Source organism: Geminocystis sp. M7585_C2015_104, assembly GCA_015295805.1.
Taxonomy (GTDB): domain Bacteria; phylum Cyanobacteriota; class Cyanobacteriia; order Cyanobacteriales; family Cyanobacteriaceae; genus DVEF01.
The window spans coordinates 1-25736 of sequence record DVEF01000105.1; the positions used below are offsets into that span (position 1 = coordinate 1).

The following is a 25736-nucleotide window of genomic DNA, read 5'->3' on the forward strand; positions in this document are numbered from 1 at the left end:
CACCATAAGCCCTTAATTGCTCAAAGTAAGCAAGAATACAGACTTGCCGGCAAAATGCTAATGCGGTATGTTAACAGGAGGATAACAGCGGTGAACAAGGAAAGGATAATATTAGACAATTTCAAATCTCACAACAGTCAGAAGGTAAAAAGGAAGGCGTGGAAGTTAAATACAGAAAGAAGGAGATGTCAGTAAGTTTTATCAGATGAGCCAGTGAGATAGAGAAGGCATTCAGGTGTGCTTATGAGGATTCTGAGAGGTTATGTTCCATAATTTACGTCATTCAAGAGGGGGTGCCCATGAATTGAACTATTACCTGCCCCTCTCCAAAGACTTGGGCTATTTGACTGACAGCCAGTTTAAAGCAATGAATAAAGAAATTACCGCAATAATTAGAATGCTAAACTCCCTAATAAACTCTTTGAGAAAAAAAATTAATCCCCTATACCCTATCCCTTATCCCCTACACCCCTACAAACAAAAAACATCCCCACAAGGGGGAGACAAGGACAAAGCTATGGCACAATTCCCAAAATCGCCAACATTTGGTACTATGTGGTAGTAGTAGTAGTAGTAGTTAAGTATTGGTACAAGAGAGGGGAAGATTTAAAGCCGCCGCGGGTGGGTCTTTCCCTCAGTTTTTTGTAGTTATACCTGAAGGGAATCCAGAGCCTTTTCTACCCGACGGAAGTCAAATCCCAATGCCCTCAGAGAATGCCAAAGATGTCCTTGGAGGAAGAAGAAGGCCAGGAAGAAATGAGCATTGGCTAACCAGCAACGGGTGGTGTGTTGGCCAAAAGGAAGTTCGATAGTGTCTGCAAAGTAGGGTGCAATGCCCAATTTTACCTCCAAGGCAGGCCCGTAAAACTCCACTGGATAGGCAAGGGTGTTAACAGCACAGAAGTAGGCCGCCACGAAGCCGGCTAGGGCAATGCCCCCCAGGGAGTAGGACAAAATGGCCTCCCCTGAGAAGATAAGCACCCTTCTGGCCCATCCCAAGGGTGGTACTAGTATATGCCAAACACCGCCGGCTAACAAGAGAATGCCAATATAAATGTGGCCTCCCACCAAATCTTCTAGGTTGTTAATACTGGCAAAGTGAGTTTGGTAACCATATAGGGTAGCCAGGTTGAGGGTAGGATGTTCTACTATCCGCACTGTCTTCGTAGTAGCATCATACAGTCCCCCCCAATACATGGCCTTGAAGGCCAATAGAAGGGCTCCCATCCCTAAAAACAGAAGATGATGACCGAGAATCACCCCCAACTTGGCGGGGTCATCCCAGGAGAAATCGAAGGTCTTTGCCCTTCCCTGGGCGTCTTTTAGGCTTTCTGGGCCCTTGAGGGCGTGGAAGATAGCCCCTGCACCCAAAAAGGCAGAGGAAATCAGATGCAACGAGCCAACCACAAAATAGGGATAGGTGTCCACAATCTGACCCCCCTCACCAACGCCCCAACCCAGAGTGGCCAGGTGGGGTAGAAGGATTAAACCCTGTTCCCACATAGGACGGCTAGTATCAAACCGGGAGATTTCAAAAAGGGTAAAACTCCCCGCCCAGAAGGTAGTCAGTGCTGCCTGTCCCACGTGGGCGGCAATAAACAAACCACTCTTATCAGCGAAGCGGGCGTTTCCTGCCCACCAATCGTATTTTACCTCTGTTTTTCCGTATGTTTGCATTGCCTTTTGGCTTTCCTCCGCAAACTTAGAATTTTTCTCAACAAGCCTAATGATAATTTATAACATTTGCTATTTATTTTCAACTAATTTATGTAAATTTTTGTTAAACTTGATTAGAAAATGGGGCCTATGTGCAGGTTTCATAGGAGTAATAACCTGATAGGTTCAGTATTTTCCTGTATAAAATTGCAATAAGGTTGCCAAAATAATGAAATAAATATGCATTAATAGAGGCGAGGCATTAAGGGCGGACAAGGCTTATAATCATAAAAGGGAGAGAAAAAACAAGAAACTATGTCCAGTGGTGGGAAGAGAGTAAATAACAGTCCTATACAACAGAGGCCTGTGGATTGCAAGGTGGGCAGTTTGGCAGAATTGAGGCAGTTGTTGTGGGAGGAGGGAATTGAGACAAGTCAGTGGAGTCATCAACAGGGAAATAAGACAATAGAAGACTTATGGCGGGAAATCAGTATAGGAGAATCTTATTTGAAGAGGGTAGAGGGAAAATTAACCAGACTATTGCGAGTTAGTGCCGTAGAGGTTATATTTACCCTGGGGGAGCGTCGTTTTCAACTGGTGGAAGACAAACAAATTTTCCTCAACAGCGGCATCGTTCGCCAAAGAGAGTTGAATGTGATTACAGAAAAAATACGCGGTCGCGAAAATCCCCTTTCTGCCGCCTATAGAGGGTTGATGGAGGAGGTGAATTTGAAAGTAACCACCCCCCTTAACTTTCTGGGAGAAACCTACTGGCAAAAAATTTCTCCTAGCTATCCCCATCTTTCCAGTCTCTACCAAGTATTCCACTATCAGGCCATTCTGGGGGAGAGGGAATTAATAACAGTTCGTTTTTCCGAGTACCGAGAACAGGAGAATATTCTCAGTCTATTCACCCTTAAACCCCTCCACTAAAAATCAGAGATTTAACATTTTGTAACAAAGTGTTGATAATTTATCGCAACAAACCCTTATACTGAAGATTAGGTCTGAGGGTCAATGTAAGGAGCAATCCCATTGTACAACTCAGTCAAGAAAACCCCAAAGAGGAAGCCAACAGGTTAACAGATATTGTTACACTAAGTAAAGAAAATTTAAGGATAATTTTTATAGATACCATGGGTCGTACAGGAGTATTATTGTTAAACCTAGGTGGGCCAGAAAAACTAGAGGATGTACGTCCTTTCTTGTACAATCTATTTTCTGACCCAGAGATAATTCGTCTGCCCTTCCCCTGGCTACAAAAACCCCTGGCTTGGTTAATAGCCACCCTACGCTGCAAAAAATCGGAAGCCAACTATCTACGTATTGGGGGGGGCTCACCCCTGTTGCGAATCACCAATGCCCAGGCAGAGGCTTTACAAGCTAAATTGGCGGCCATGGGGGCAGATATAAATGTGTATGTAGGGATGCGTTACTGGCACCCCTTTACAGAAGAAGCCATTGCCAGGATTAAAGAGGATGGCATTGAGAGGTTGGTAATTCTACCATTGTACCCTCAGTTCTCCATAAGTACCAGTGGCTCTAGTTTTCGTCTCTTGGAACAGTTGTGGAAACAAGATCCCCAACTACAGAAGATACAATACACCATTATCCCCTCCTGGTATGACCATCCCGGCTATCTGTCTGCCATGGCGGATTTAATCAAACAGGAGTTGGAACAGTTTGAACATCCAGAAAGGGTACATATCTTCTTTAGCGCCCATGGTGTCCCAAAAACCTATGTTACCGAAGCGGGAGATCCCTATCAAGTAGAAATCGAAGAATGTACTCAGTTGATCATGAAAACCCTTAACACTGGCAATCCCTACACCCTCGCCTATCAGAGTAGGGTGGGGCCAGTAGAATGGTTGAAACCCTATACAGAAGACGCCCTGGCGGAATTAGGCAGACAGAAGGTCAAGGACTTACTGGTGGTGCCTATCAGTTTTGTATCGGAACATATTGAAACCCTACAGGAGATTGATTTAGAATACAGAGAGTTGGCTGAAGAAGTAGGCATAACCAACTTCAAACGAGTTCCCGCCCTTAACACTCATCCCCTGTTCATTGAGGCTTTGAGCGACTTAACCCTAACCGCCCTATCCAAGCCACCTCTGCATTTCCACCACCTTACCCGCCCCAAGAAAAATATGAGGCTGTACCCCCCCGAAAAATGGGAATGGGGTTTGACCTCCATGGCAGAGGTGTGGAATGGGCGTTTAGCTATGCTAGGCTTTTTAGCACTACTGTTGGAACTAATTAGTGGACATGGTCCCTTACACCTTGTGGGCTTGTTGTAGTGTTCAAGAGACACTGATTTGTGCCGACTCATATCCCGGGGGTTCAATGTGAATGACAATCCTCACCGGTGCGAATCTCTCTTCTAGTCTTCTTTCCACCTCTTCTGTGATGTCATGGGCGGTTTTTACGTCTTCTTTGTCTACAATTAGATGCATTTCAATAAACACCTGTCTGCCTAACAATCCTCTGGAGGTGATGTCATGACAGTTTACCACTCCTGGCACTGTCATCACAATCTCGTGAATCAACTCAGGGGCAATGGCCGCCTCGTCCACCAACCAGGGGAGATTACGACGTAAAACCTCCCAGGCACTTTTAATCACCAATACAGCCACTGGGAAAGCCAACAAAACATCCAGGTATTTCAACCATGGCATGTTAAGACTATCCGACTGCCACACCCCTATCAGTCCCAACAGCACCATTATTGTAATCCATACGTCACTCATTGTGTGATAGGCGTCAGCAATCAGAATCTCACTGCCTATTTTTCTTCCCACGTGCCCCTCATAATAAGCTACAAATATATTTACCCCCAGCACTATAAGTAACACCCATAATTGTTCCCCGCTTATAGTTACCTTACCTGTGCCGAAGAATAACCTTTCAAGGGCACTACTGACGATTTCAAAACAGGCAATACCCAGGAAGGCGGCAATACCCAATGCCCCCACCGCCTCGAATTTTTGATGTCCATAGGGGTGTTCCTTGTCTGGTTTTGGCGACGACATTTGGTTTGTCACCAACCCCAGAATGTTATTGGCACTGTCCGTCACACTATGTAACGCGTCTGCTTGCAAACTTAGTGAGCCCGTAAGTATCCCCACTGTTGCTTTTATAATCAAAACCAATATATTAAGCCACAGAGTTATAATCAGAACTTTTCTAGTGTGATGACGGTTATCCCTTATCATTTCTCATTTCCCCTCCTACCCAATCAACACTTTCTTATATAATGTCATAAATTCTGCAAAAAATGGCCTTTATGTTAACAATTAATTATCCCTATTTGATGGTATCTATAATCATTTTTAATCTCATAAAACGCCATTTGATAATATTTAGCGTTGAATTTTTTATAGTGTTATTTAACCCTTTTCCCTTTTCCTTATTCTCAAAAGAGCCCCACCAGGATTGTGTAGTAAAGAAAAATGGGTATATCCGGGCTATAATTGAAAAAAAATATCACCTGAAAGTCATAGACATTTATGAATGAAAACACTCCTGACAAACTGGATGACATCACTACGCCCATTTGGGAAGCCCCCCCCCACATCCGTAATATTGTCCAACAAGTCTTGCAGTTAGAGAAAATGAGGATAAGCCAAAAAAATCTCCGCTACATCAACGAGGATGTGGTTAAAATAATCAAACAAAATATTCAGTAATCTTGCCTTCCACCTCCCCTATTCCTAAACAATATGTGATATGAAAATTATTAGCCTACAGCTAGCAAACTTTCGTCAGTTTTATGGAAAAACGCCCATAATAAGATTTAGTGAAGGTAAGAAAAACACCACAGTGATTTATGGAAGCAATGGTGCGGGGAAAACTACTATTCTCAACGCCTTTATTTGGGCGATGTATGGGAGACACACTCCTTCTTTTACACAGCCCGATTGGCTGGTCAATAAAAGGGCGGTTGAGGAAGCGGAAATTGGGGCGGCAGTGGAGTGTTGGGTGGAGATAATTTTTGAACACGAATACAAAACCTATCAGTTAAAAAAGAGATTCTTTGCCAAGCGAAATTCCTCAGGGGGTGTGGAAACCACTTCTCCCCAGACACTCATGATGGTGGCGGATGAAGAAGGAAAATGGCAGCCACCTTTACAGTCTCCTGAGGATATTATCGAACAGATTTTACCCAAGAGTCTTCACGGGTATTTCTTCTTTGACGGGGAACAGATTGAACACTTATTTAGAGATTCTGACAGGGGTAAAATAGCTGAAGACACAAAAGAGTTAATAGGCGTCAAGATTCTGGAAAGGGCAATTACCCATCTGAAAAACGCGGAGAAAATCCTGGAACAGGAGTTAAAATCCTTGGGAGATTTACAGGTTAAAAACCTGCTAAAGGAAAAGGAGGTTAAACAGGAATTGCAACAGAAACTAAGACAACAATTAGGACTATTAGAAGAAAGACTAACTCTCCTGACAAGAGAAAGGGAGAAAATTTCCCAGGAGATGTTGCAGATTAGTGCCATAGAAAATCTCCAGAGGTTAAAACAGAGGCTGCTACAAGAAGAGAGAGAATTAAAAAAGAAACTAAAAGAGAGTCAGGAAGCCATAAAAAGAGAAATTAGTTCTAGAGCATATCTTGTTTTCTTACAGGGGATAATAGCGGAATTTCAGGAAAAGGTTTCCCTCCTCAAAGGAGAAGGAAAATTCCCTGCAATAGAACCAGAGTTTATAAGAGAGTTGTTGGAGAAAAACCGGTGCATTTGTGGAAGAGAATTAGAGGAAAATACCCCCCCATACCGAGAGGTAAAAAGATGGCTAGAAACGGAGAGAACATTTCAAAGGGAGGAGATAATAAAACTAGAAAACCAAGTAGAGAATCAGAAACAAAGATTAGAAGATTTCTGGCAGTCAGTCCACAACTATCAAAAAACAATTGGCAACTTGCGTTATCGTCTAAACCAAGTGGAACTAGAGTTGGATGAAATCAACGAAAAACTGAGACAACATCCACAGCAGGATATTAAGGAAAAACAGGCACAATTAGACAAATTAGAGACATACATTCGCGAGGTAATTTTGAATCAAGGAGAAATAAATCTGCAATTAGAAAACCTAGAAAACGAGTTAAGCCGTTTGGAGAAACAAATAGCAAAACAGGAAATAAAGGCAGAAAAACAAAACCTGACCAAGAGGAGAATTGAGGCAACCCGAAAAGCAATCCTATGCATTGCGGAGGTAAAAAAACGCCTAGAAACTCATTTTAGAGAGGCTTTAGAGAAGAGACTACAGTCCATTTTTGCCTCCATATCCTTCACTCCCTACCAACCACTTCTGAACGAGAATTATGAGTTAAATTTAGTAGAAAATACCACAGGGGTAACCCTACCTGTAGCCGCCTCCACTGGGGAAAATCAAATTTTAAGCCTCTCCTTCATTGGTGCGGTGATTGACATGGTGAGGGAATGGTCAAAACGAAACAGTATTATTACCACAGACGCCAGTGAGTTTCCCATAGTAATGGATTCCCCCTTTGGGAGTTTAGATGAGGTATATCGTCGCCAGGTGGCCGCGGCTATTCCCCGGCTTGCCAACCAGCTGATTATGTTGGTGACAAAAAGCCAGTGGCGAAACGAAGTAGAAACAGAAATAACCCCCCATCTAGGTAGGCAATACCTGCTAGTATACAAAACCCCCAAACCCGACTGTCAGGAAGACACCATTACCCTCAATGGATGTCCATATCCTCTAGTAGTTAAAAGCGAAAACCAGTACGAATATACGGAAATCATCGAAATAGGGAATAACATGTAGGGGTAGGGGGTGTCCTACCCTTCTACCATATAAAACCCTACACAGGATTTTAGCTATTAGAGGCATAAAAGGCAATGGCCATCAACCCTGCCACTAGTAGTATGCCAAAGACAGTGAGGACAATATAATTGCGTTTTTCCTTAGCGGTGAGGGGCTGGGCCTGGTATATTTTGGGTTCATTAGCAAAATTATTCAGTCTCCCTCCATCCTCTGTAGTATAAGGCATTTCCGCTATAACTCCAAATAATTACTAACTGGTTATTATAACACTGGTGTATAAGGGGAAAAAGCACTATTAATCGGTATATCTTTAACTCACAAAATAATACAGATTACTATTTGTATAAAATGAGTAATACTGGATCCAAGAACCTATTGAGGGGAAAACTGATAGCTAATTTTCTCATTTTGTAGGGGGTTGTTAACAAGACAAATTGGCTTGTTATAGATGAATCATTATTTGTAATAGACCGAGTGGCGGCGTAAAGGAGGAAAATTACAATTCCCTCGGCTTACGGTGTGACAGGGAGAAACGTGCCTGGTTTTAGGGGACAATAGTCCATAACTTTTCCATGCCCTGTTGAAAGGGATTGGGGAAGGAGACTAAGGCGAGGGGGATTTGAAAAGAAAAACCGACTGGTTCACTTGGGTTTATCTACTTAAAATTAAAACCCCCTAAGATTTTAAATAAAAAGAGCTGCGGGGCAGAGAATTTTATATAAGATAGCATTTATATAGGAGCAACTATATAGAGGATAGGGATTATTTGGAGAAATCACTAAAGAATGTGAATAAAAAGAATGTGAATAATTAGTGAAGTCCGCAAAAAATAGACGAGGATGAAAAATGAGCCTTTGTTCGTAGTGTGGGGGGGGAATGATGCTAAGAAAGAAACATCAGAAGACACAAAAAACTTATGTACTGATATTCCAGAGGAATTTTGATTCACAATCGTCTTGGAGTTGATTATAAAGTCTTATGGGAGGTGGCTTCCCGGAAAATACTAGACCCCATAAACAATAGTAAAAGAAATTTGGGACATAGTATCATAAGGAAAATAGTGTTTGAGTTATCCCCATGAGCCAATTGGCGTGAACATGGGAACTGGTGGGAAACCAAAGGGGACTTGTCCTAAGGTATAAAAGCCTGCTAAATTCTGAAGAGGAGATGGTCCATGACCCTTCCAATCCAGACGATACCTCAAGAAAATTGACAAGTATGCCATCGGGGGTTTTTTAGTCTTCTCTGGTCAAGCTCAGGCCTGCAAATGGGACAAAAAAGACTAGTTTTATACAGATACATAGCATCTAAGTTGGAATTTTAGAAAAATTACCTGTTATAGGCCAGTATCTAAATGGTAGCCCCCCTAGGGCAGTACTGCTTGTGGTGTGAAACTGTACTACGTCTCTGCCCTCATATTTCCCCCCGGCGTAGGGGGAGTTGGCAAATGTTAGAGGTAGGCTGATTATATGCATAAGCTTAGACTAAGTGAAGGAATATAAAAGGCTATTTGAGAACTTTATTTACCTAGCTGCTCTACAAACTGTCAATTACATTCTTCCACTTATAACTTTTCCCTACCTTGTCAGGGTTTTGGGAGTAGAAAAATTTGGTTTTCTGTCATTCGCCAACGCCACCATTGGATATTTTCGGCCCCTCACTGATTAGGGATTTAATTGGTATGCCACTAGGGAAATAGCGATTCACAGGGGGAATAAAGAAAAGCCCCAGTAGATATTCAGTGCTGTGATGATTATCAGGCTTAGTTTAATGATTTTAAGCCTAATTTTGCTAACAGTATTAGTTATATTTTTTGAAGGGTTTAGGCAAGACCGGCTGGTGTATTATTTAACATCCAGCATGTTGGTGGGTAATGCCTTTTTTCCAGTTTGGTTTTTCCAGGGAATGGAGAGTATAAAGTATATTACATTATTAAACATATCAGCAAGAGGTATATTCACCATAGCGATATTTGTATATGTGAAGACTCAGGCAGACTATTAGAAGGTGCCACTTTTGAGTGGATTAGGCCTTGTGGCAGCCGCAGTAATTAGCCTATATTTCATTGCGGGTGAATTGGGGGTTAGTATCAATTTGGCCTCTGTAAAAGTTATCACCCACCAATTCAAAGGGGGGTTGGCACATATTTGTTGCCATAATAGCCATTAGCCTTTACACCATCTCAACAACATTTATTCTCGGACTGTTCACAAAAAACATTTTTGTGTGCCATCATTTGGCGGCGGAATGGCCAACATTCTACAATTTTATTTCAAAAAAAAAAGTTGCACAGTCCCGAATAAGGGTACTCAGTTTATGAGTTAATGTAATGACAGGGGTGTGTAGGTGTTCTTACTGCAATTCAGAAAAAGTGGTCAAAAACGGCAGGTGGAGACAGGGTAAGCAAAGGTTTCTCTGCAGAGAATGCGGAAGAATATTGGTTCAAAATTCCGTCAGAAGACACTACCCAAAACACACCATTGACTTAGCCCTAAAGCTATATACGAAGGACAGGGAAATGTCCGCAATAGCAGGGTCTTTAACGGGCCTGATGAGACCGTCAGAAAATGGATAACAAGAGAGGAAATTAGGGCTTTGGGCAGACTCAGGGCAATAGAGAAGATTGTTGTTGGAAGAACATTTAACAGAATAGGCGCAGATGAGGTGTGGACACACATAGGCAACAAGGGGAAAAAAATCTGGATATGGACTGCAGTGTTTGACAACAAGTTAAACCCCTTTCATGTAGGTGGCAGAAAAGAGGAGGATTTTTGGAAGTTGTATTGCTTTGTCCAACATCAAATTGTGAGATAATACCTTTTTGTGAAAAGAGACTGAAAAGATCACAAACAGAAATTCGTCAAAAAAAGTAAGATGTTTATTGACTCCTCCATCTTCGGTGGACACCAACAAGAGTAAGCCAAAAAGCCAGACAGACCATACACCATAACCCGCCCCAAAGCCCTAATCACCCTTGCCATCCTCATTAACTCCGCCCTCAGACTACCCCACAGACAAACTGAAGGCTCCCCCAGACAGCCCTTTCATGGGCTCAGATATAAAAATACCCAACTTCAGAACAATAGAAAACTTCAGCTTTGACAATCTGCCCGTCAGCACAGAATACTTGCCAGAGGACTTTGTCAATGGTTCTTGACTCAAGCGGTGTGAAAGCGACAAACAGAGGAGAGTGGCTCAGGAAGAAACACGGCAGGAAAGGAATGAACGGATAAAGATGCAAGTGGCTCTTGACATAAAAAACGGTGCTGCAATGGATGTGAAGATAACCGGTCAGAGAACCCACAATAGTCAAGTTGCCATATCATTTCTTGATAAGGCTGTAGTCAAAGCACAGGATATGGGATGTAAGGTAGAGAAGGTGATAGCTGATGCTGGACATGATACACTTGAGACATTCAAGTATTTAGGTCAGAGGGGTGTAGAAGCAGTGATAAAGGTGAGGAAGGGGGTGGAAGGAGAGGGAGGGATATGGCAGGAGATGGCTGGTAGAGGGTTTCTTTTCAGTATTTAAGAGGTGGTTTGGTGAGTACGTGAAATAGGGGTGTGGGTATGGTGGCGGGGTAGGTGGGAGGTTTGTAAGATGGTGGTGCGTGGGTAGGGTTAGTAGGAGGTTAGGGGGTTTTAAATATTAATGGTGTGATTCTTGGACAAAGCGGGAGTTTTGTGGCAAAATGAGCGAAAAGAACAAATTAGTCTTCAGTTTATTTAGAGATAAACCTAAAGGGGAAATCAATATCCCAGCTCTAGGCATAGAAAACTCAAAAATTCCGGCCAAACCCGGAGAGCAGTTTGACACTCACCTCTTTTTACCAGAAGGCGAAGGGAGAAAAGGGGAAGGTGGCCTAAGAACAAAGGGTTTTTTCAAGTTTAGCTATAAGCTGGTTGACGGGGCCTGGCATATTTGTAATTTTGACGGCCATCCAGTAATGCCTGCACCTACTAATATACAGGGGCAAATTGAAGAGTATGTTGAGTCCATAGACCAGGGGATTGACAGTTCAAGGCAAAAAATTACAGAGCTTCCCTTAATTACAGTTATCACCGTGGTTTTAAATAAGGAGAAATTCCTTGAAGAAACCATCCAGAGTGTAATTGCTCAGACCTACCCCAATGTGGAGTATCTAATCATAGACGGTGGTAGTACTGACGGAACACTAGATATTATAAGAAGGTATGGGGAATACATTGACTACTGGGTAAGTGAGAAGGATGGGGGAATTTATGATGCAATGAATAAGGGCATAAATGTGGCTAGTGGGGAATGGATAAATTTCATGAATGGGGGGGATAGTTTTTTCCAAGAGAAGGTGTTGGAGAAAGTCTTTACCAATCATTGGAAGGACGTAGATGTAATTTACGGGAACCATCAGGTTGTATACCCCGGTCGGAGGAGAATAGTAAAAGCGGGGGAAATCAAACATATTTGGAAAGGCTCTCAATTTTGTCACCAGAGTGCGTTTGTCCGCAAAAAAGCCTACAAGGTCTATGGTTTCAACACCTCCAGGGACATTGCGGCCGATTTTGAATTCTTTTATACCCTTTACAAGAAGAACATGAACTTCAAATATATAGACCTGGTAATAGCTAATTACCCGGCTGGTGGACTTTCTGACGTCAGGAGGATAAAAACTCTTCTTGAGTGGTGGAGTGTTGTTGGCAAAAATGGGAACACCAATCTATATTATACTGTGCGCATCATCACCGAATTATTAAAGCTGTGGCTCAAAACCACCATGAGAAAAATGAAAAGCCTTTTTAGGGTCTAAGATTGATGGGTCTTCTTTGTAGGCCCATGGAATTTTACTTGTTTTCGACTTTTTTTTTCAACGGACAAAAACCGCTCCCTTAATACCATGTGCCACGACAAGCCTTTTCGAATAAGTGCCACTATACAAAAACTTATACTGGTTGTAATTTTCCTTACCCCAGTATTTAGCATTTACGAGTCTTTGGCTCTGATTTTTGGCGGTTTAGTCGATAACTCTACAGCCCTCACGCCGACATATATAAAAATCATAAAGGACATTGTTTTCATACTGTTGGGTCTTGGTGGCTTTGTGGGAATTTTGAGGAGAAACCGGGTCAACAGGTACGGTTTAATGGGCTTGCTATATTTTCTGCTAGTGGTTTTCACGGCACTTGCCTACAGTAATAACTTTCTGATTTTCTTGGCGGGTCTGAGGTGGACTTTCCCAGTCTTATTGATAACCTTCTTGATTCCCTACATCACCAAGGATTTTCTGGTTAAAATCGCCAACATGCTATTTGGGTTATTCCTTCTGCATTTTTTATTTCAGATAATACAATTGTTCTTTGCCCAAGGCTGGTTTGGCCGAAATGCACTTGGTTTGTCCCTAAGAAACCCCGGAATATTTTTTATCCCTAGCACTGCAGCTTTTTTTACCATATGTGTGCTCTTTTTTACAATGTTTTACCAGCCAAATAGGGTTTTGAGAAGGTTTATTTTTTGGCTTTCCCCATTAAGTATATTTCTCACAGCATCAGGCAGTGGTGTCGTTGTTTACCCCGTGATTATGACAATATATCTTGTAAGTAAAAAGTTTTTTAAATTACTCCCCATTGTAGTTGTCATTCTGTTATTTTTGGCTGGACATACAGTCCAAGATATTACGGGACGAGATAAGGTGCTTGAAGGCTCTTTTGCCACAAGAATTGAAATATTTGTTGAACTAATTAAACAGGCTAGTCTTATCAGTCAAAATTTTGGGTACGGGACAAATACAGGAGTACTTTTGGCAAATCAACTTGGTTTAGATCTGGGGGCTGTAATCACTGATTCAACCTATGCCTCGATAATTGCCAATCTGGGTCTATTAGGTCTTATAATAACTCTGGTCATAGTTCTGATATTTGCAACCATTGCCTGGTTGAACAAGGATAAAGAAAAACTGGTATTTGTGGCTATTTTTGGTTTGTTTTCTGCTACTACGAACATTGTGGAGGCCTTTCCCATGAATTTATTGTTTTCCATACTTGTGGCTTACTATCTAAAAAACTCCAAGAGTTGAGCAATGAAAATACTAATAGTGCACAACAAATACCAATCCAAAAACATTGGTGGGGAGGACATAGTTTATAAAAACGAATTAGAATCCCTGCGAAAAAAATTGGGGGAAAAAAATGTCCTGTCATATGAGGTTTCAAATGACGATGTAAACCAATTTAAATTGCTCTTTGAGATATGGTTTTCATGGGAACACTATAAGAACATAAGGAGGATGGTAGAAGAAAACAGGATAAACATAGTTCATGTCCATAATTTCTTTCCAATGCTCACCCCCAGTGTTTTTAAAGCAGCAAAAGAAGGGGGTGCAAAGGTGATTCACACCCTACACAACTATCGTCTGTGGTGCATATCAGGAATCCTTTACAGGGACGGTTATGGCACATGTGAGGTGTGCACTAAGAATAAGTTTTCCCTAGCGGGCATTCTCAACAGGTGCTATCGTAATTCGCTGCTTCAAAGTATTGCGGCTCAATTGGCATTTTGGTTCTATAAGGTCACTGGAGTCTTTGATAGTGTCGACTATTTCTTTGTTCTCACAGACTTCCAAAAAGAAAAAGTAAAATCCCTTGGAATCAGTGAAAACAGGATTATAGCGAAACCAAACAGTTTAAGGATACCACTCGAGCTCCAAAAACAAAAAGAGAAGCAGGGCTATATTTATGTAGGCAGACTTGAAGAGTCAAAGGGTATTTATGAACTTTTGAAAGTTTGGAGTAGACTTGACAGACGATTCGTTTTAACTGTCATAGGTGGTGGAAAACTGGAGAGGGAACTGAAAAACAAGTTTATGGGATGCGACAATGTCATTTTTAAAGGAGTATGTACTAGGGAAGAAACTTTAGAGAACATGGCCAAGTCGAAATACCTGATCCAACCGTCTTTATGGTATGAGACTTTCGGACTCACCATAATAGAAGCTATGAGTGTTGGCACCCCAGTTATAGGTTTCGATATAGGCACGCGAAAAGACTTCATCAAAAATGGTGTTAATGGCTTTCTCTGTACTCCTTCCACTTTTGAGGAAACCATTAGGATGTCCCTCGAATATCCCGAATATGATACTTTAAGTCAAAATGCCATGAAGACCGCAAAACTCTACCATGACGACTATATCATAGAACAACAAATAGAGGCTTATAAAAAAATTTTGGAGGAAAGGATTTGAAGATATCTGTGATTACGGTGGTTCGCAATAGAAAAGACACCATCAAAGACGCCATAGAATCTGTCTTGTCTCAAACACATCAAGACACAGAGTATATTGTAGTGGACGGTGCCAGTGATGATGGAACCACTGAGATAATAAGGCAGTATCAGGACAAAATAAGTAAGTTCATATCCGAACCGGACAAAGGCATTTACGATGCCATGAACAAGGGAATAAAACTGGCCACGGGGGATGTTATAGGGATTTTAAACGGCGATGATTTGTATGCTAGTGATGACATTTTAGAAACCGTGGCCAAGGAATTTATGGGCAAAAATATAGATTGTCTTTACGGAGATCTGGTATATGTGGATACAAAGGATACTTCCAAGGTAATAAGGTATTGGAAGTCTAGTAGTTTTACAGAGGGACTTTTCAAAAAGGGATGGCATCCACCACACCCCACATTTTTTGCCCGACGTAGGTATTATGAAGAATATGGGTATTTCAATCTTGACCTCAAAATAGCAGCCGATTATGAGTTGATGCTTAGATTTCTGGAGCGCCACAAATTAAATTCAGTATATTTACCAAGAGTTATGGTGAAGATGAGGATTGGGGGAGAGAGCAACAAGAGCATTAAAAACATCATTAGGGCCAACATTGAGTGCTACAAGGCCTGGAAGATAAACAAAATGAATGTATCACCCCTAATGGTTATAAGAAAACCACTGAGTAAAGTGATGCAATTGGCCACGGCGAAGGTGCCAATTTGACCGTTGCGGGGCACTGCCCCCCTACCAAAGGTTCTGAAGCTTCCCAAATGCGGGGATTGAGGAGTGGGTGTTTTGGGAGTCTTTGTAAACCAGTATAGGTCACATGTTCCACAACAAAAGTGCCCCCGGGCTCTCGAGTCCGACAACCAACTCTAATCACAAGGGTGGTCCTTTTGTTCCTTTTCCACTAAAAGGGAAACAGGTAAGCTTGTTTAACCTAACCCCTCCCAATGGTGGAAGGACTGGTTTAGGTAATACAAACGAGCCTCATCACTGCCTTAAACTCACACAACAGTCCCTAGTATCCCCTTTTAACACTTTGCCGGTGGCAGTCACAAAGTCTATCTGCTCAACAGTTCCCTACCATTTTTCCAAATCAAGACCAGGAGCACTAGAAGTAACGAGGTTTGGCATAATTTGAGAGGGGCATCGAGGGGGGCGGGGGGCACATTCAAAAAGCAATATGGAAACATATGCAACATAAATCATTAATTCAAGTAAACAAGACGGGGACTGCAGCCACTGCTATGAACCTAATCCACCGAATCAAATCTAATCTCAATGATGAGCACTTCGGAGAGGTACTGAAGGGGAGCATTTATACTCTCCTTGGCCGTGGCACAGGGGCAATACTTGCTCTGCTGCTTCAGCTACTAATTATAAGACAATATGGTGCCGAAGTGCTGGGGGTAACAGAACTTGTAAACTCCTTTTTGAACCTCATAGTGACACTGCCCCTTTTGGGCAATCATATAGCTATCTTAAGATTTATCCCCGAATACATAGGTAACAACTGCCCCCATGTGGCGTTTAAGGTCTATAGAAAACTCCTATATCTTGTAATTGCCCTGTCAGTAATACTCATTCCTCTTGTAATAGGCAATCCGGACTTTGTTGCAGAAAAGCTCTTCACAAAGCCCCAATATCAGACTTTCCTTCTCCTGGCAGGACTTTTTATCCCCTTCAGGGCTCTCTACGAGTATACACTTTTCGTCACAAGAGGACTTAGGCTCATTAGAGTCTTTTTTTTTCTACAACCCCTACCAATTGTTGTCAACCTGACCCTCCTCCTCGCCCTAACTGTGTTCTACAACGAATATAATCCAATATACTCCCTTCTCCTGGGGTACTTTGTAGCCTCAATGACAGGCATTGTAGTCTCAGAAAGGGAATTCGGAAAACTAAATAACCAAAAAATACCTAATACCCCCGTGAACTCTTCAGATTCACTTTCGGGCTCAGTTCCCTCAATGACAAGTCTTCTCTCAGTGTCCCTTCCCATGTTTATAACAAATTCCATGAACCATATAAACAATCAGGCAGGAGTACTGCTTCTGGGAGTTTTGAGTTCCGAAAGGGAGATTGCTTACTATGCAGTGGCTGCAAAGCTGGCCTCACTCACAAACTTTACACTTATGGCAATAAACTCTATGGTTGCCCCAAAATTCTCAGAACTCTACCACACGGGGAGAATAGACCAGTTGCAGGAAGTGGTGAGAAAGTCCACTAAACTCACATTCTGGAGTAGTGCACCAGTACTTTTGGGACTACTCTTATTCGGCAGGCTCTTGTTAGAATCCACCTATGGCAGAGAGTTTTTGTCCTCCTATGTTCCCCTCGTAATTCTCGTGGTGGGACAGTTTGTAAACGCCATGTCGGGGGCAGTTACATTGTTCCTCAACATGACGGGGAATGAGAGGCTTTCTACTACAATCGTATTCTTTTCATGTGTTATTAACCTAGGCATGTCCTACCTACTGATACCCCCTTGTGGGATTGTAGGTGCTGCCATGGCGTCATCTTTTAGTGTGATATTCTGGAACCTCTCAATGGTACTCGTAATTAGGACAAATTACAACATACTGTTCATACATAGCCCCTTTGACAAGCCTTGGGGCGAAAGGCAATAATGTGCTGTACCATGAGTGTTGGCTAACTAGAATGCCAGAGGTGAGTAAGTGAGAAAACCAAATTTTTTTATAATAGGGGCTCCCAAGTGCGGCACGGGCTCTTTGGCCTCATGGCTGGCCGGACACCCCAATGTTTACATGTCCCCAGTAAAGGAACCAAACTGTTTTAATACAGACCAGAATGCTAGAGTGCGATTCCAGGGGGAGGAATATGAAGCTCTGTTCAGAAGAGCAAACTCGTCCCACTTGGCGGTGGGCGAGGCTTCTGTATGGTATTTGGCATCGGAGGTGGCAGTACCCAAAATTTTGGAGTATGCCGACTGTCCCAAATTCATTGTCATGGTAAGAAACCCTGTAGAAATGGCCTATTCGCTACACGATCACATGCTGTATTACGGTATAGAGAATGAAAAGGACTTTGGAAAAGCCTGGCAGCTTCAAAAGGAGAGGGCAAGGGGCAGGAATATACCAAGGGGCTGTTTTGAGCCTAAACATTTTCAGTATGGCTGGGCATGTAGTCTGGGGCACCACATAGAGCGACTTCTGTCTTTTGTCGAGAGAAAGCAGGTTCATTTTGTTTTCCTTGACGACATTAGGAAAGATGCCAGGTCAGAGTACTTAAAGGTATTAAACTTCCTTGGGCTAGAAGACGATGGTAGAACCGAATTCCCCGCCAAAAACACTGCCAAAGAGCATCGTTTACAGTTCATTGCACCAATTTTAAGATGGGGTGCTACTTTTAAGAAACGTATCGGCATCTATAAAAGTTTAGGCATTGTAAAACTGAATACAAGATACCGCCAGAGGCCCCCCATGGACAACCAACTCCGAGCCGAACTGGTCCAGTATTTTAGGGAGGACATTAGATTAATGGAAAGACTGTTGAACAGAGACCTGAGTGACTGGTTGAGGACATAGCGGACTAGAAATTATTTTATACTATAAACCGGGGGTGGGTAGTTCATATCAAACCGGCCAGTGTCACCGGGGGGGTGTTTTTTGTTGAAAGTCCTTTTCTTTGAATCATATTATTTTTCTTTCCATGGTGCCCAGCAGTCACTGCTATCTCTGGTTCGAAGACTCAACAAGGCAAAATTTGAACCTGTTATAGTAGTCCCCGGGGAAGGGCCACTACAGGAGGAAGCGGTCAAACACCACATGGCTGTAGAAGTGGTACCATACCCCCGGCAGTTGAATATGTTTAACAAAAAACTTATTAAATCTCCATGGAGGATATTGTTATCTGTAATATATTTAGTCCAATACAGTGTAAGACTATTCCAGTTGATAAAGACTCATCGTCCCCGTGTGATATGTGCCAATCAACTCCGTTCAGTTTTAACCATAGGATGGATATCAAGACTGCTGGGCATACCACTAATATGGTACCTAAGAATAGATCAGAGAGCAGGACTGTTGGATCTCATTGGACTTTTACTGTCCACTAGGGTTGTTGCAGTGTCAAGGGGAGTTACAAGTATTTTTGGCAAAAGTATAAAAAAAAAATATGGGAAAAAAATCATAGTAATTTACGATGGCCTAGACGCCGAGAAATTGGAAACTTGTCATGAGAATTGGAGAAAAAGTGATGGAATTCCAGACAGTGCCTTCGTGTTTGCAATGGTCTCGTCTATGCACCCACGGAAAGGACACAGGTACTTTATTGAAGCCGCGAAAAGACTAGTAGAAGACTTCCCCGATACCCATTTCTTAATTGTGGGCAAAGCTCTGAATGAGAATGAAATAACATATGAGAGTGAAATAAAAAAGCTGGTAAAAGAGTTGAGAATAGAAGAGAATGTATTGTTTCTCGGGTTTAGAAGAGATGTCCCAGCTATTTTGAATGGCATTGACTGTTTGGTATTGCCAAGCACTTCTGAAGGCCTTCCCCTAGTCCTGTTAGAAGCTATGGCGGCTGGAAAACCAGTTATAGCCTCCAATGTTGGTGGGTGTGCAGAAGTGGTTATTGATGGGGAAACAGGAATACTGGTAACACCCCGCGATGTCGACTCCCTATACAATGCCATGCAGAAAATAAGGACTTCGCCAACTATGGCAAAAACAATGGGGAATAAGGGGAAACAAAGAGTACATCAGCATTTCAACCTTGAGAAATGTGTTCGTGAGTTTGAAAAACTCCTAGAACAATTAGGAGAAAAGGCTAAATGGAAATAACTGTTATAACAGTCACAAATCCTTAATCAGGAAAACCAGGTGTGTCGGCACAATGGACAAATTTAATTTATACTTCTGGTGGCCACCTTTCACCCCTCTTGAGGTGCCGAATATGATATAAACTTGTCCAGTTGACCGTAAGGGCTCTCAAAAGGGAGGTATTTTGGCAATGGTGCCCATTTCTGTTTGTATCCCAACCAAAGACAGGCCAGAAGAATTGAAAAAATGTATTGACTCCGTGCTCGCACAGACAACACTCCCCAGGGAAATAGTAATAATTGATGATGGTCAATTGGACGTTGCCCCCCTAAGAGAGGTAATAGAGCTAAAGACCGGATTTAAGTATTTTAAGAAGGATAAACCAAGTCTATCTGCCTCCAGGAATCTTGCCAAAGAAATTGCCCGTAGTGAGCTAATCCTTTTTCTGGACGATGATGTAGTCTTGGAGCCCGATTACATACAGAATATATACAAGGTGTTCGAGGAGGATGTGAATCGAGAAATAGGGGCGGTTGGGGGGATTGAGATTAACAGTAAAAGGGAAAGCCCACTAGCCATGTTTTATAAAAGATTGTTTTTTTTGCACTGTGGAAAGCCTGGTGTTATAATGCCCTGGGGATTTCAAACGGGGGCTCATGGAATCGACACCATTACCCAGGTGATGTGGCTGACGGGCGCCATTTCCTGTTTTAGGAAAGAGTTGCTCATACAATTCCCTTTTGAGGAATTTCACGGTGGCAGGAATGCTCTCGAGGACATAGAGTTTGCATGGAGGGTGTGGAATAAGTATAAGGGACAAAAATACAAATTCCTTGTAAATCCCCATGCTAGGGCATATCATTACCATTCCCCTGTGAGTAGGGAAAAAAGTTATGTCACAGGATACAAACAAGCGTACAACAGGCTTTGGATATTCAATAAACACGGGGAAAAGACATTTCAAAACATTACGTTATTTTGTTGGGCAATGACGGGTCAGATTCTCAAAATGGCAGCAACTGGAAGGATTGAGATGGCTATAGGCAGTGTGAGGGGCATTATCTCTTTTTTAACTGGGAAATGATTTGTCCGGGAACATATTAGGAAGAGCAGACAATCCAAAAAGAACGGAATCCCCGAGGTGCAATCCTATGGACGGGCCAACCGGCGACCATCTCATCCCTAACAAACCATAACATAAGTTTTCCAGGGTTGACTTGAATTATGTTTTTCAGCGCTAATAAGGACAATCTTCCCAATGCCCTAGTTATAGGGCCAATGCGTACGGCCACCACCTGGGTTTATGAGTATCTAAAGTCTAGGGGGGATATTTGTCTGCCCTCTGGGGTGAAAGAAACTTTTTTCTTCGACAAAAGATTCCATAAGGGTATTAACTGGTATGGGGCCCATTTTAAACGCTCCAAGGGTAAGAAACACTTAAAAATTATTGAAGTAGCACCAAGTTATTTTCATAGTGATGAGGCGCCACGGAGAATTTTTGACACTCTAGGACAAGTGACTCTACTGGTAATGGTCAGGAATCCCGTGGAAAGAAGTATTTCCCACTATAGACATTTAGTCAGTCGTGGACTTGTGGGAACTGACATGAAAAAAGCAGTGGCCAAATACCCGGAAATAATAGAGGCCAGCCGTTACGCCCATCGTCTACAGAAATGGGAAAAAGTCTTCGGGGTTGGTGCTGTTAGAGTTATAAGACAAGAGCTTTTAAAAGAAAACCCCCCTGAGTTTGTTAAACAATTATGCGAACTGCTTGGAATCCCATTTCTTCCACCCCCAGAGGCTCTGTTGTATACCAAAATAAATAAAGCGCCCGTGCCTTCTTTCCCTCTGCTGGCAAGGTTGGGATGGCGTTTTGCTAATTTTCTAAGGGACTATAGAGTTTATGCCCCTATAGAATTGGCCAAATCCCTAGGCTTAAAAAAGCTTTTTTTTGGCTCGGATAGAAGGGAAAAAAAATTCTCATTGACCCAGGAGGATATAATATGGCTTGAGGACTTACTCAAAGAGGACTGGATTGTTTTCCAACGCTCGTTGCAAGGGGAGTCGGAACGGGAGTTGAGTCGTAATAGCCAGTGGTTATATTATGAGAATAGCAATGGTCTCTAACAGTTCATGGAGTTTATTCAACTTCAGGTTTAATTTGGCCCAGCATTTAAAAAAAAACAAACATGAGGTGGTTTTGATAGCTCCCCGTGACAGTTATAGTAAAATATTAGAACGAGAATTTGAATATCATGATATCTGCTTAAGGCCTAGAAGTACTGAGCCAATACAAGAGATAAAAACGCTCTTGTCCTTCTACAAGTTGTATGAAGAAATCAGGCCTGATTTGACCTTGCATTTCACAATAAAGCCAAATATTTATGGAGGTATAGTTTGCAGAATTTTGGGCCTAAAATACATAAACAATATAAGTGGTCTCGGCACAGTCTTCGCCAAGGAAGATATGGTAACAAAATTAGTAAAACTTCTCTACAAATACTCCCTGGCTAATGCCGAGAAGATATTCTTCCAAAATAGAGAAGACTATGAAGTTTTTGTGACGGGAAAATTAGTGGACAAAAACAAGTGTGAAATTTTACCAGGAAGTGGGGTTGATACCAACAAGTTTACACCAGTAAAGAAAGACAAAAATACCGGTAATACTAAATTCCTTCTTGCCTCTCGCTTGCTCTGGGAAAAAGGTGTAAGAGAATATGTGGAGGCCGCCAGAATCATCAAATCTAAACACCCCCACGTCAAATTTTATCTACTAGGATTTTTAGGTGCGGATAATCCCACTGCCATTCCCAAAAAGCAGATAGATGAATGGGTAAAAGAGGGTGTTGTGGAATATATGGGTGTCAGTGACAAAATCTGGGAGGAAATAGCAAAAGTAGACTGTGTTGTGCTTCCATCGTACTATAGAGAGGGTATACCACGGGTTTTATTGGAGGCAGCCAGTATGGCAAAGCCAATCATCACCACGGACAACGTCGGCTGTCGTGAGGTGGTAGACCATGGGATTAATGGTTATCTTTGTCAAATTAAAAACCCCAAAGACTTGGCCGACAAAATGGAAAAAATTATCAATTTGTCTCCAAAAGAGAGAGTGAAAATGGGTCAAGCCGGTAGAGAAAAGGTTGTACGAGAATTTGATGAAAGCATCATTATCAGGAAGTATTTAGAGGCCATCCGGCAATTGGAAAGAAATGGAACACAACAATAGGACTGTGAACAGTTGCTCCTCCCATTAAGGGGCTATGAAAAAAGAAGGGCACGGAGCCATTTATGTACAGGGGTAACCAGCACAATTGGGAATAAAAAATAGGTTTTTGATTAAACCAGAAGGCGGTAACAAAAAAAAATGAAAATGATTCGCTGGGGATTGCAATGGGGAAAAACACTGTCATGTCGAAGAGATAAAAAAATTGATAATACGCAATTTTGGCTAGGTTTTAATTAAGACCAATCCCCTTGGTTGAGAGGGATAATACAAGGGAAAGAAATTCAAAAAGCCCTTAATAAATGAAGAGAATCCTAACAGTCAAAAGACAAAGTTTTGAGAAAATAAGAACAGGCAAAGACTACTACTTAGATAAAACTCCCCTTGTGAAAGGGCTAGTAAAAAAGGGTTATATACTGTAACTCTATCAGCCCGTGACCGAGTTGAATGAAAATTATAGCCAAAAAGTGGTTTTCCCGGCAGATGAATATTACAAACCAATCCCTGACAACATAATCCTTAACATAGGAGACAGAAGGAGGGCAAAACAAATAAGAGAAATTTTAAAAAACCTGTATGGCGTCCTAAAACCCCTCCATGTGTATATTAAATTTGTATTCCTCACAGGTGAATCAAAATTCTCAAAAGTCTCAATATTATCAGGTTTAAACCAGTTAAACCACATCACCCCTGATAAAGCCTATTTCACCATCTGTGGATGTACTTAGCTACAGTTATAGACAGTTTTGGCCAAAGCTGGGAAAACAGAACAATATAAAGGCTACTGTTTCTGTGGCGAGTATCAAGAGGGAGTTCAATTGCTATTAGGAAAGAAACTGGAACATCTACATTTTTGATAAAGCTAGTTGTGGAAAAACACTTCTACACCCCACATGGAAGAATTTATGACCAATGAAAGACCACTTGGAGGTTTTGGTGTAGACTTTTTACAATCCAAAACTAAAACTCCCGCCCTGGGGAGATACCTTACAGTGAAGAGGTGGATACCATCTTTAGTCAGAGGGACAAGATATAAACTTGGGATAATCCAACAAAGAAGTAAAGATAGTACTAAACCATTACCTCTTTGCCCACCCTTCACAGCTAAATGACTCTGTGGGGGATTATAGCTCTGTCTGGCCAGGGCCGATTTAGCTAAAGTGGAAAAAAATAATTGAAGTCCATTTGCCTATCTATAGGGGCGGTGTTTACCCCAATTCCAGAAGATATAACCAACAAAGCCAGGGAAGACAAGGTATGCATGATAGAGTTTAAAGTGGTGGACATTAATAAAGACAAGCCCAAGGGCAATAAATCAGCCTATGTGGGGAAATACCAAGACCTACACCTGATGGTAATGGATTATGATAAGAGGGAGCAGAATATTGTGAATTTTGAAGGGGAAGAAGTTAGAGTTGACCCTTGATGGTTGAGAAGGAAATCGCTGAGGGTCTCCATTATAAGCTAGCTGTGCCAAAACCCCCGTTTTGACTGTAACGGCAGCTACTTGGAAAAGCCTTCTATTGCTCTTGAAATAGGGATGCTCTTGACATAAGGAAATAAGAAAAAAATCTGGCAACCATGGCCAGTAGGATGTTAGTCTTTTATGTTCTAATAATGTTTTGTTTTTATTTTTTTTTGGGCCTCAAAAAACACTACTCGGGAAGTTTGTACTGGGATACTATCCTCTTGGCATACTCAGGCACATGTTGTTCTAGTTTCTCAGGATAGTTGCGTTTGACATACAAATAATTGCGTGCAAAGTGGGAATCAATGGAAAAACGGGCGTATTCTAACCCCTTCGGCCCTATTTTTTCTATAACTACCCCCATCAGTTTAGCCGCCCACATGGGGAGTGTCACACCTCTGTCATAAGCAGGAATACTGTTCTGGACAGCCTGACGTCTATCCCCACTGGACATAACCGGCTGTATGTGTAACTGATTACGCACCAAGTCCAACATCTGTTTACCCCTCTCATTCCTCACTACTAACCACTGCCAGCCAAAGGGCGCACCCATGTATCCCACCACCAAGTCGGCTAGGGCATTGACATAGTCAAAGCACGTCATACAAGATGGAGCAAATATATCTTTGAGCACATTGGTTTTTAGCCCAAAAAAGGGAACTTTTTCCACACTTCCGTCTGCATGTTTGAAGTGTACCCGGAAGTCTTGCATAAACTCATAAGCCACCACGGTTTCGGGAGATTTGCTGGTGGTTTGTAGGAATTTTTGTAAACCGGCCCGAGTTACATTGTCTACACAGGGAGTGCCTAGAACATACAATTTCTCAAGGCCCAACTTGTCCTCTACCGCCCTCAAAGCCTGAATCTGGCAACCCACCCCAATCACAAGTAGTCGTTTCATCCCAGATTTTTCCACCAACTCCAAAACGGAGAGATTGGGAGATAATGTGGGCTTGTTTACCCTAGCCTTTATAATTTCCTCAACAGTGGTGGCTAAAACCGGTTTAGGGGAAAAACGGTCTTCATCCCTGTTTTGGACGCAGACAACGCCTTCTACTAGTCCCCGCGTTAACATTTCACAAGCGATGGTAGTCACAATGCCCGTCCACTGAGCCCCCTCAAGGGGTTGAATTTTACGGGCAGACATCATCTCCTGATGAATCCCAAAATACAATTCATCCTCGTTGTCCAAATCACGACTACGCCCATGGGTTGCTTTCTCCAAATGGGCTATTTGTTGATTTATAAAAGCACAAGCCTCCTTCACATAGTGAATGTAATAAGTATCACACAAACCACACTCGCTACATAACTCCTTGGCTGGACGACGACTTCCCGGTTTTAATGCCTTGGCCCTATGATGGGATTTGGGAGGGATTAAGGTTTGGGGGTTGGGGGTTAGGGATTTGCTTTTAGGGGTTTGGATGTTAAAAGTCATTGTTATTAACTGCCGATTGTAGGTAATTCAAGTATTATTTTCCCACTCAATTCAGATTTCCGCCAGCCCCACCCGTAAAATACCAGTGGCAATCAAAAATACCCTCTTGTGAGTGTAAA

Annotated in this window: 23 protein-coding genes and 1 pseudogene; 20 read left to right on the forward strand and 4 right to left on the reverse strand. The window is 42.1% G+C overall.

Going from position 1 to position 25736, the window contains the following annotated elements; all coding sequences use genetic code 11:
• Positions 1-262: 262 nt before the first annotated feature.
• Entirely contained in the window at positions 263-562 is a 300-nt protein-coding gene (locus IGQ44_12545) for a four helix bundle protein (GenBank protein HIK38805.1), read from the forward strand.
• Positions 563-648: 86 nt separating this feature from the next.
• On the opposite strand, the gene IGQ44_12550 is transcribed toward IGQ44_12545, so the two are convergent.
• Entirely contained in the window at positions 649-1677 is a 1029-nt protein-coding gene (locus IGQ44_12550) for a chlorophyll a/b binding light-harvesting protein (protein ID HIK38806.1), read from the reverse strand.
• A gap of 294 nt (positions 1678-1971) precedes the next feature.
• On the opposite strand from IGQ44_12550, the gene IGQ44_12555 reads away from it, so the two are divergent.
• Complete coding sequence (locus IGQ44_12555; protein HIK38807.1) at positions 1972-2589, forward strand: hypothetical protein; 618 nt, start codon at positions 1972-1974, stop codon at positions 2587-2589.
• A gap of 203 nt (positions 2590-2792) precedes the next feature.
• Positions 2793-3956 carry a ferrochelatase gene (locus tag IGQ44_12560; protein HIK38808.1) on the forward strand — a complete coding sequence of 388 codons (1164 nt, stop codon included), beginning with the start codon at positions 2793-2795 and terminating at the stop codon, positions 3954-3956.
• Between the two features lie 3 nt (positions 3957-3959).
• Here the strand turns inward: IGQ44_12560 and IGQ44_12565 are convergent, their stop codons facing one another.
• Positions 3960-4871: a cation transporter gene (locus IGQ44_12565; protein HIK38809.1), complete on the reverse strand. Its 912-nt coding sequence runs from the start codon at positions 4869-4871 to the stop codon at positions 3960-3962.
• Positions 4872-5165: 294 nt separating this feature from the next.
• On the opposite strand from IGQ44_12565, the gene IGQ44_12570 reads away from it, so the two are divergent.
• Positions 5166-5345, forward strand: a complete 180-nt coding sequence (locus tag IGQ44_12570) for a hypothetical protein (GenBank protein ID HIK38810.1) — start codon at positions 5166-5168, stop codon at positions 5343-5345.
• Positions 5346-5385: 40 nt separating this feature from the next.
• Entirely contained in the window at positions 5386-7449 is a 2064-nt protein-coding gene (locus IGQ44_12575; protein HIK38811.1) for an AAA family ATPase, read from the forward strand.
• A 49-nt stretch (positions 7450-7498) separates the two neighbouring features.
• Here IGQ44_12575 and IGQ44_12580 read toward each other — a convergent pair whose 3' ends face one another.
• Positions 7499-7675, reverse strand: a complete 177-nt coding sequence (locus IGQ44_12580) for a ssl1498 family light-harvesting-like protein (protein ID HIK38812.1) — start codon at positions 7673-7675, stop codon at positions 7499-7501.
• Positions 7676-8937: 1262 nt separating this feature from the next.
• Here IGQ44_12580 and IGQ44_12585 point away from each other — a divergent pair.
• From IGQ44_12585 to IGQ44_12655, 15 genes and pseudogenes are all read left to right on the forward strand, one after another.
• Positions 8938-9117: an oligosaccharide flippase family protein gene (locus tag IGQ44_12585; protein ID HIK38813.1), complete on the forward strand. Its 180-nt coding sequence runs from the start codon at positions 8938-8940 to the stop codon at positions 9115-9117.
• Between the two features lie 661 nt (positions 9118-9778).
• A pseudogene (locus IGQ44_12590) lies at positions 9779-9883 on the forward strand (IS1 family transposase).
• Positions 9884-10639: 756 nt separating this feature from the next.
• Positions 10640-10981 (forward strand): transposase, encoded by a 342-nt coding sequence (locus tag IGQ44_12595; GenBank protein HIK38814.1) that lies wholly within the window; start codon positions 10640-10642, stop codon positions 10979-10981.
• Positions 10982-11396: 415 nt separating this feature from the next.
• The gene (locus IGQ44_12600; protein ID HIK38815.1) at positions 11397-12236 is read left to right on the forward strand and encodes a glycosyltransferase; all 840 of its coding nucleotides are present in this window, start codon (positions 11397-11399) and stop codon (positions 12234-12236) included.
• A 183-nt stretch (positions 12237-12419) separates the two neighbouring features.
• Entirely contained in the window at positions 12420-13499 is a 1080-nt protein-coding gene (locus IGQ44_12605) for a hypothetical protein (GenBank protein ID HIK38816.1), read from the forward strand.
• 3 nt (positions 13500-13502) lie between these two features.
• Positions 13503-14663, forward strand: a complete 1161-nt coding sequence (locus IGQ44_12610; GenBank protein HIK38817.1) for a glycosyltransferase — start codon at positions 13503-13505, stop codon at positions 14661-14663.
• On the forward strand, positions 14660-15421 hold the full coding sequence (locus IGQ44_12615) for a glycosyltransferase (protein ID HIK38818.1): 762 nt from the start codon (positions 14660-14662) through the stop codon (positions 15419-15421). The genes IGQ44_12610 and IGQ44_12615 overlap by 4 nt, the downstream gene beginning before the upstream one ends.
• Before the next feature lie 473 nt (positions 15422-15894).
• Positions 15895-17331 carry a flippase gene (locus IGQ44_12620; protein ID HIK38819.1) on the forward strand — a complete coding sequence of 479 codons (1437 nt, stop codon included), beginning with the start codon at positions 15895-15897 and terminating at the stop codon, positions 17329-17331.
• 48 nt (positions 17332-17379) lie between these two features.
• The gene (locus tag IGQ44_12625; protein HIK38820.1) at positions 17380-18249 is read left to right on the forward strand and encodes a sulfotransferase domain-containing protein; all 870 of its coding nucleotides are present in this window, start codon (positions 17380-17382) and stop codon (positions 18247-18249) included.
• Between the two features lie 81 nt (positions 18250-18330).
• Positions 18331-19506: a glycosyltransferase family 4 protein gene (locus IGQ44_12630; protein HIK38821.1), complete on the forward strand. Its 1176-nt coding sequence runs from the start codon at positions 18331-18333 to the stop codon at positions 19504-19506.
• A 169-nt stretch (positions 19507-19675) separates the two neighbouring features.
• Entirely contained in the window at positions 19676-20569 is an 894-nt protein-coding gene (locus tag IGQ44_12635) for a glycosyltransferase family 2 protein (protein HIK38822.1), read from the forward strand.
• A gap of 140 nt (positions 20570-20709) precedes the next feature.
• The gene (locus IGQ44_12640; protein HIK38823.1) at positions 20710-21612 is read left to right on the forward strand and encodes a sulfotransferase; all 903 of its coding nucleotides are present in this window, start codon (positions 20710-20712) and stop codon (positions 21610-21612) included.
• On the forward strand, positions 21590-22714 hold the full coding sequence (locus IGQ44_12645; protein HIK38824.1) for a glycosyltransferase family 4 protein: 1125 nt from the start codon (positions 21590-21592) through the stop codon (positions 22712-22714). Before IGQ44_12640 ends, IGQ44_12645 begins: the two co-directional genes overlap by 23 nt.
• 431 nt (positions 22715-23145) lie before the next feature.
• The gene (locus IGQ44_12650; GenBank protein ID HIK38825.1) at positions 23146-23439 is read left to right on the forward strand and encodes an AAA family ATPase; all 294 of its coding nucleotides are present in this window, start codon (positions 23146-23148) and stop codon (positions 23437-23439) included.
• Between the two features lie 476 nt (positions 23440-23915).
• Entirely contained in the window at positions 23916-24137 is a 222-nt protein-coding gene (locus IGQ44_12655) for a hypothetical protein (GenBank protein HIK38826.1), read from the forward strand.
• A gap of 229 nt (positions 24138-24366) precedes the next feature.
• Here the strand turns inward: IGQ44_12655 and IGQ44_12660 are convergent, their stop codons facing one another.
• The gene (locus IGQ44_12660; protein HIK38827.1) at positions 24367-25617 is read right to left on the reverse strand and encodes a Coenzyme F420 hydrogenase/dehydrogenase, beta subunit C-terminal domain; all 1251 of its coding nucleotides are present in this window, start codon (positions 25615-25617) and stop codon (positions 24367-24369) included.
• Positions 25618-25736: the final 119 nt, after the last annotated feature.

What these genes read in the sequence shown, in the direction of transcription:
- IGQ44_12610 (HIK38817.1), top strand. Translation starts at nt 13,503, where the DNA reads ATGAAAATACTAATAGTGCACAACAAATACCAATCCAAAAACATTGGT.
- IGQ44_12550 (HIK38806.1), bottom strand. Translation starts at nt 1,677, where the DNA reads ATGCAAACATACGGAAAAACAGAGGTAAAATACGATTGGTGGGCAGGA.
- IGQ44_12545 (HIK38805.1), top strand. Translation starts at nt 263, where the DNA reads ATGTTCCATAATTTACGTCATTCAAGAGGGGGTGCCCATGAATTGAAC.
- IGQ44_12570 (HIK38810.1), top strand. Translation starts at nt 5,166, where the DNA reads ATGAATGAAAACACTCCTGACAAACTGGATGACATCACTACGCCCATT.
- IGQ44_12645 (HIK38824.1), top strand. Translation starts at nt 21,590, where the DNA reads ATGAGAATAGCAATGGTCTCTAACAGTTCATGGAGTTTATTCAACTTC.
- IGQ44_12600 (HIK38815.1), top strand. Translation starts at nt 11,397, where the DNA reads ATGCCTGCACCTACTAATATACAGGGGCAAATTGAAGAGTATGTTGAG.
- IGQ44_12635 (HIK38822.1), top strand. Translation starts at nt 19,676, where the DNA reads ATGGTGCCCATTTCTGTTTGTATCCCAACCAAAGACAGGCCAGAAGAA.
- IGQ44_12580 (HIK38812.1), bottom strand. Translation starts at nt 7,675, where the DNA reads ATGCCTTATACTACAGAGGATGGAGGGAGACTGAATAATTTTGCTAAT.
- IGQ44_12565 (HIK38809.1), bottom strand. Translation starts at nt 4,871, where the DNA reads ATGATAAGGGATAACCGTCATCACACTAGAAAAGTTCTGATTATAACT.
- IGQ44_12560 (HIK38808.1), top strand. Translation starts at nt 2,793, where the DNA reads ATGGGTCGTACAGGAGTATTATTGTTAAACCTAGGTGGGCCAGAAAAA.
- IGQ44_12620 (HIK38819.1), top strand. Translation starts at nt 15,895, where the DNA reads ATGCAACATAAATCATTAATTCAAGTAAACAAGACGGGGACTGCAGCC.
- IGQ44_12660 (HIK38827.1), bottom strand. Translation starts at nt 25,617, where the DNA reads ATGACTTTTAACATCCAAACCCCTAAAAGCAAATCCCTAACCCCCAAC.
- IGQ44_12575 (HIK38811.1), top strand. Translation starts at nt 5,386, where the DNA reads ATGAAAATTATTAGCCTACAGCTAGCAAACTTTCGTCAGTTTTATGGA.
- IGQ44_12640 (HIK38823.1), top strand. Translation starts at nt 20,710, where the DNA reads ATGTTTTTCAGCGCTAATAAGGACAATCTTCCCAATGCCCTAGTTATA.
- IGQ44_12555 (HIK38807.1), top strand. Translation starts at nt 1,972, where the DNA reads ATGTCCAGTGGTGGGAAGAGAGTAAATAACAGTCCTATACAACAGAGG.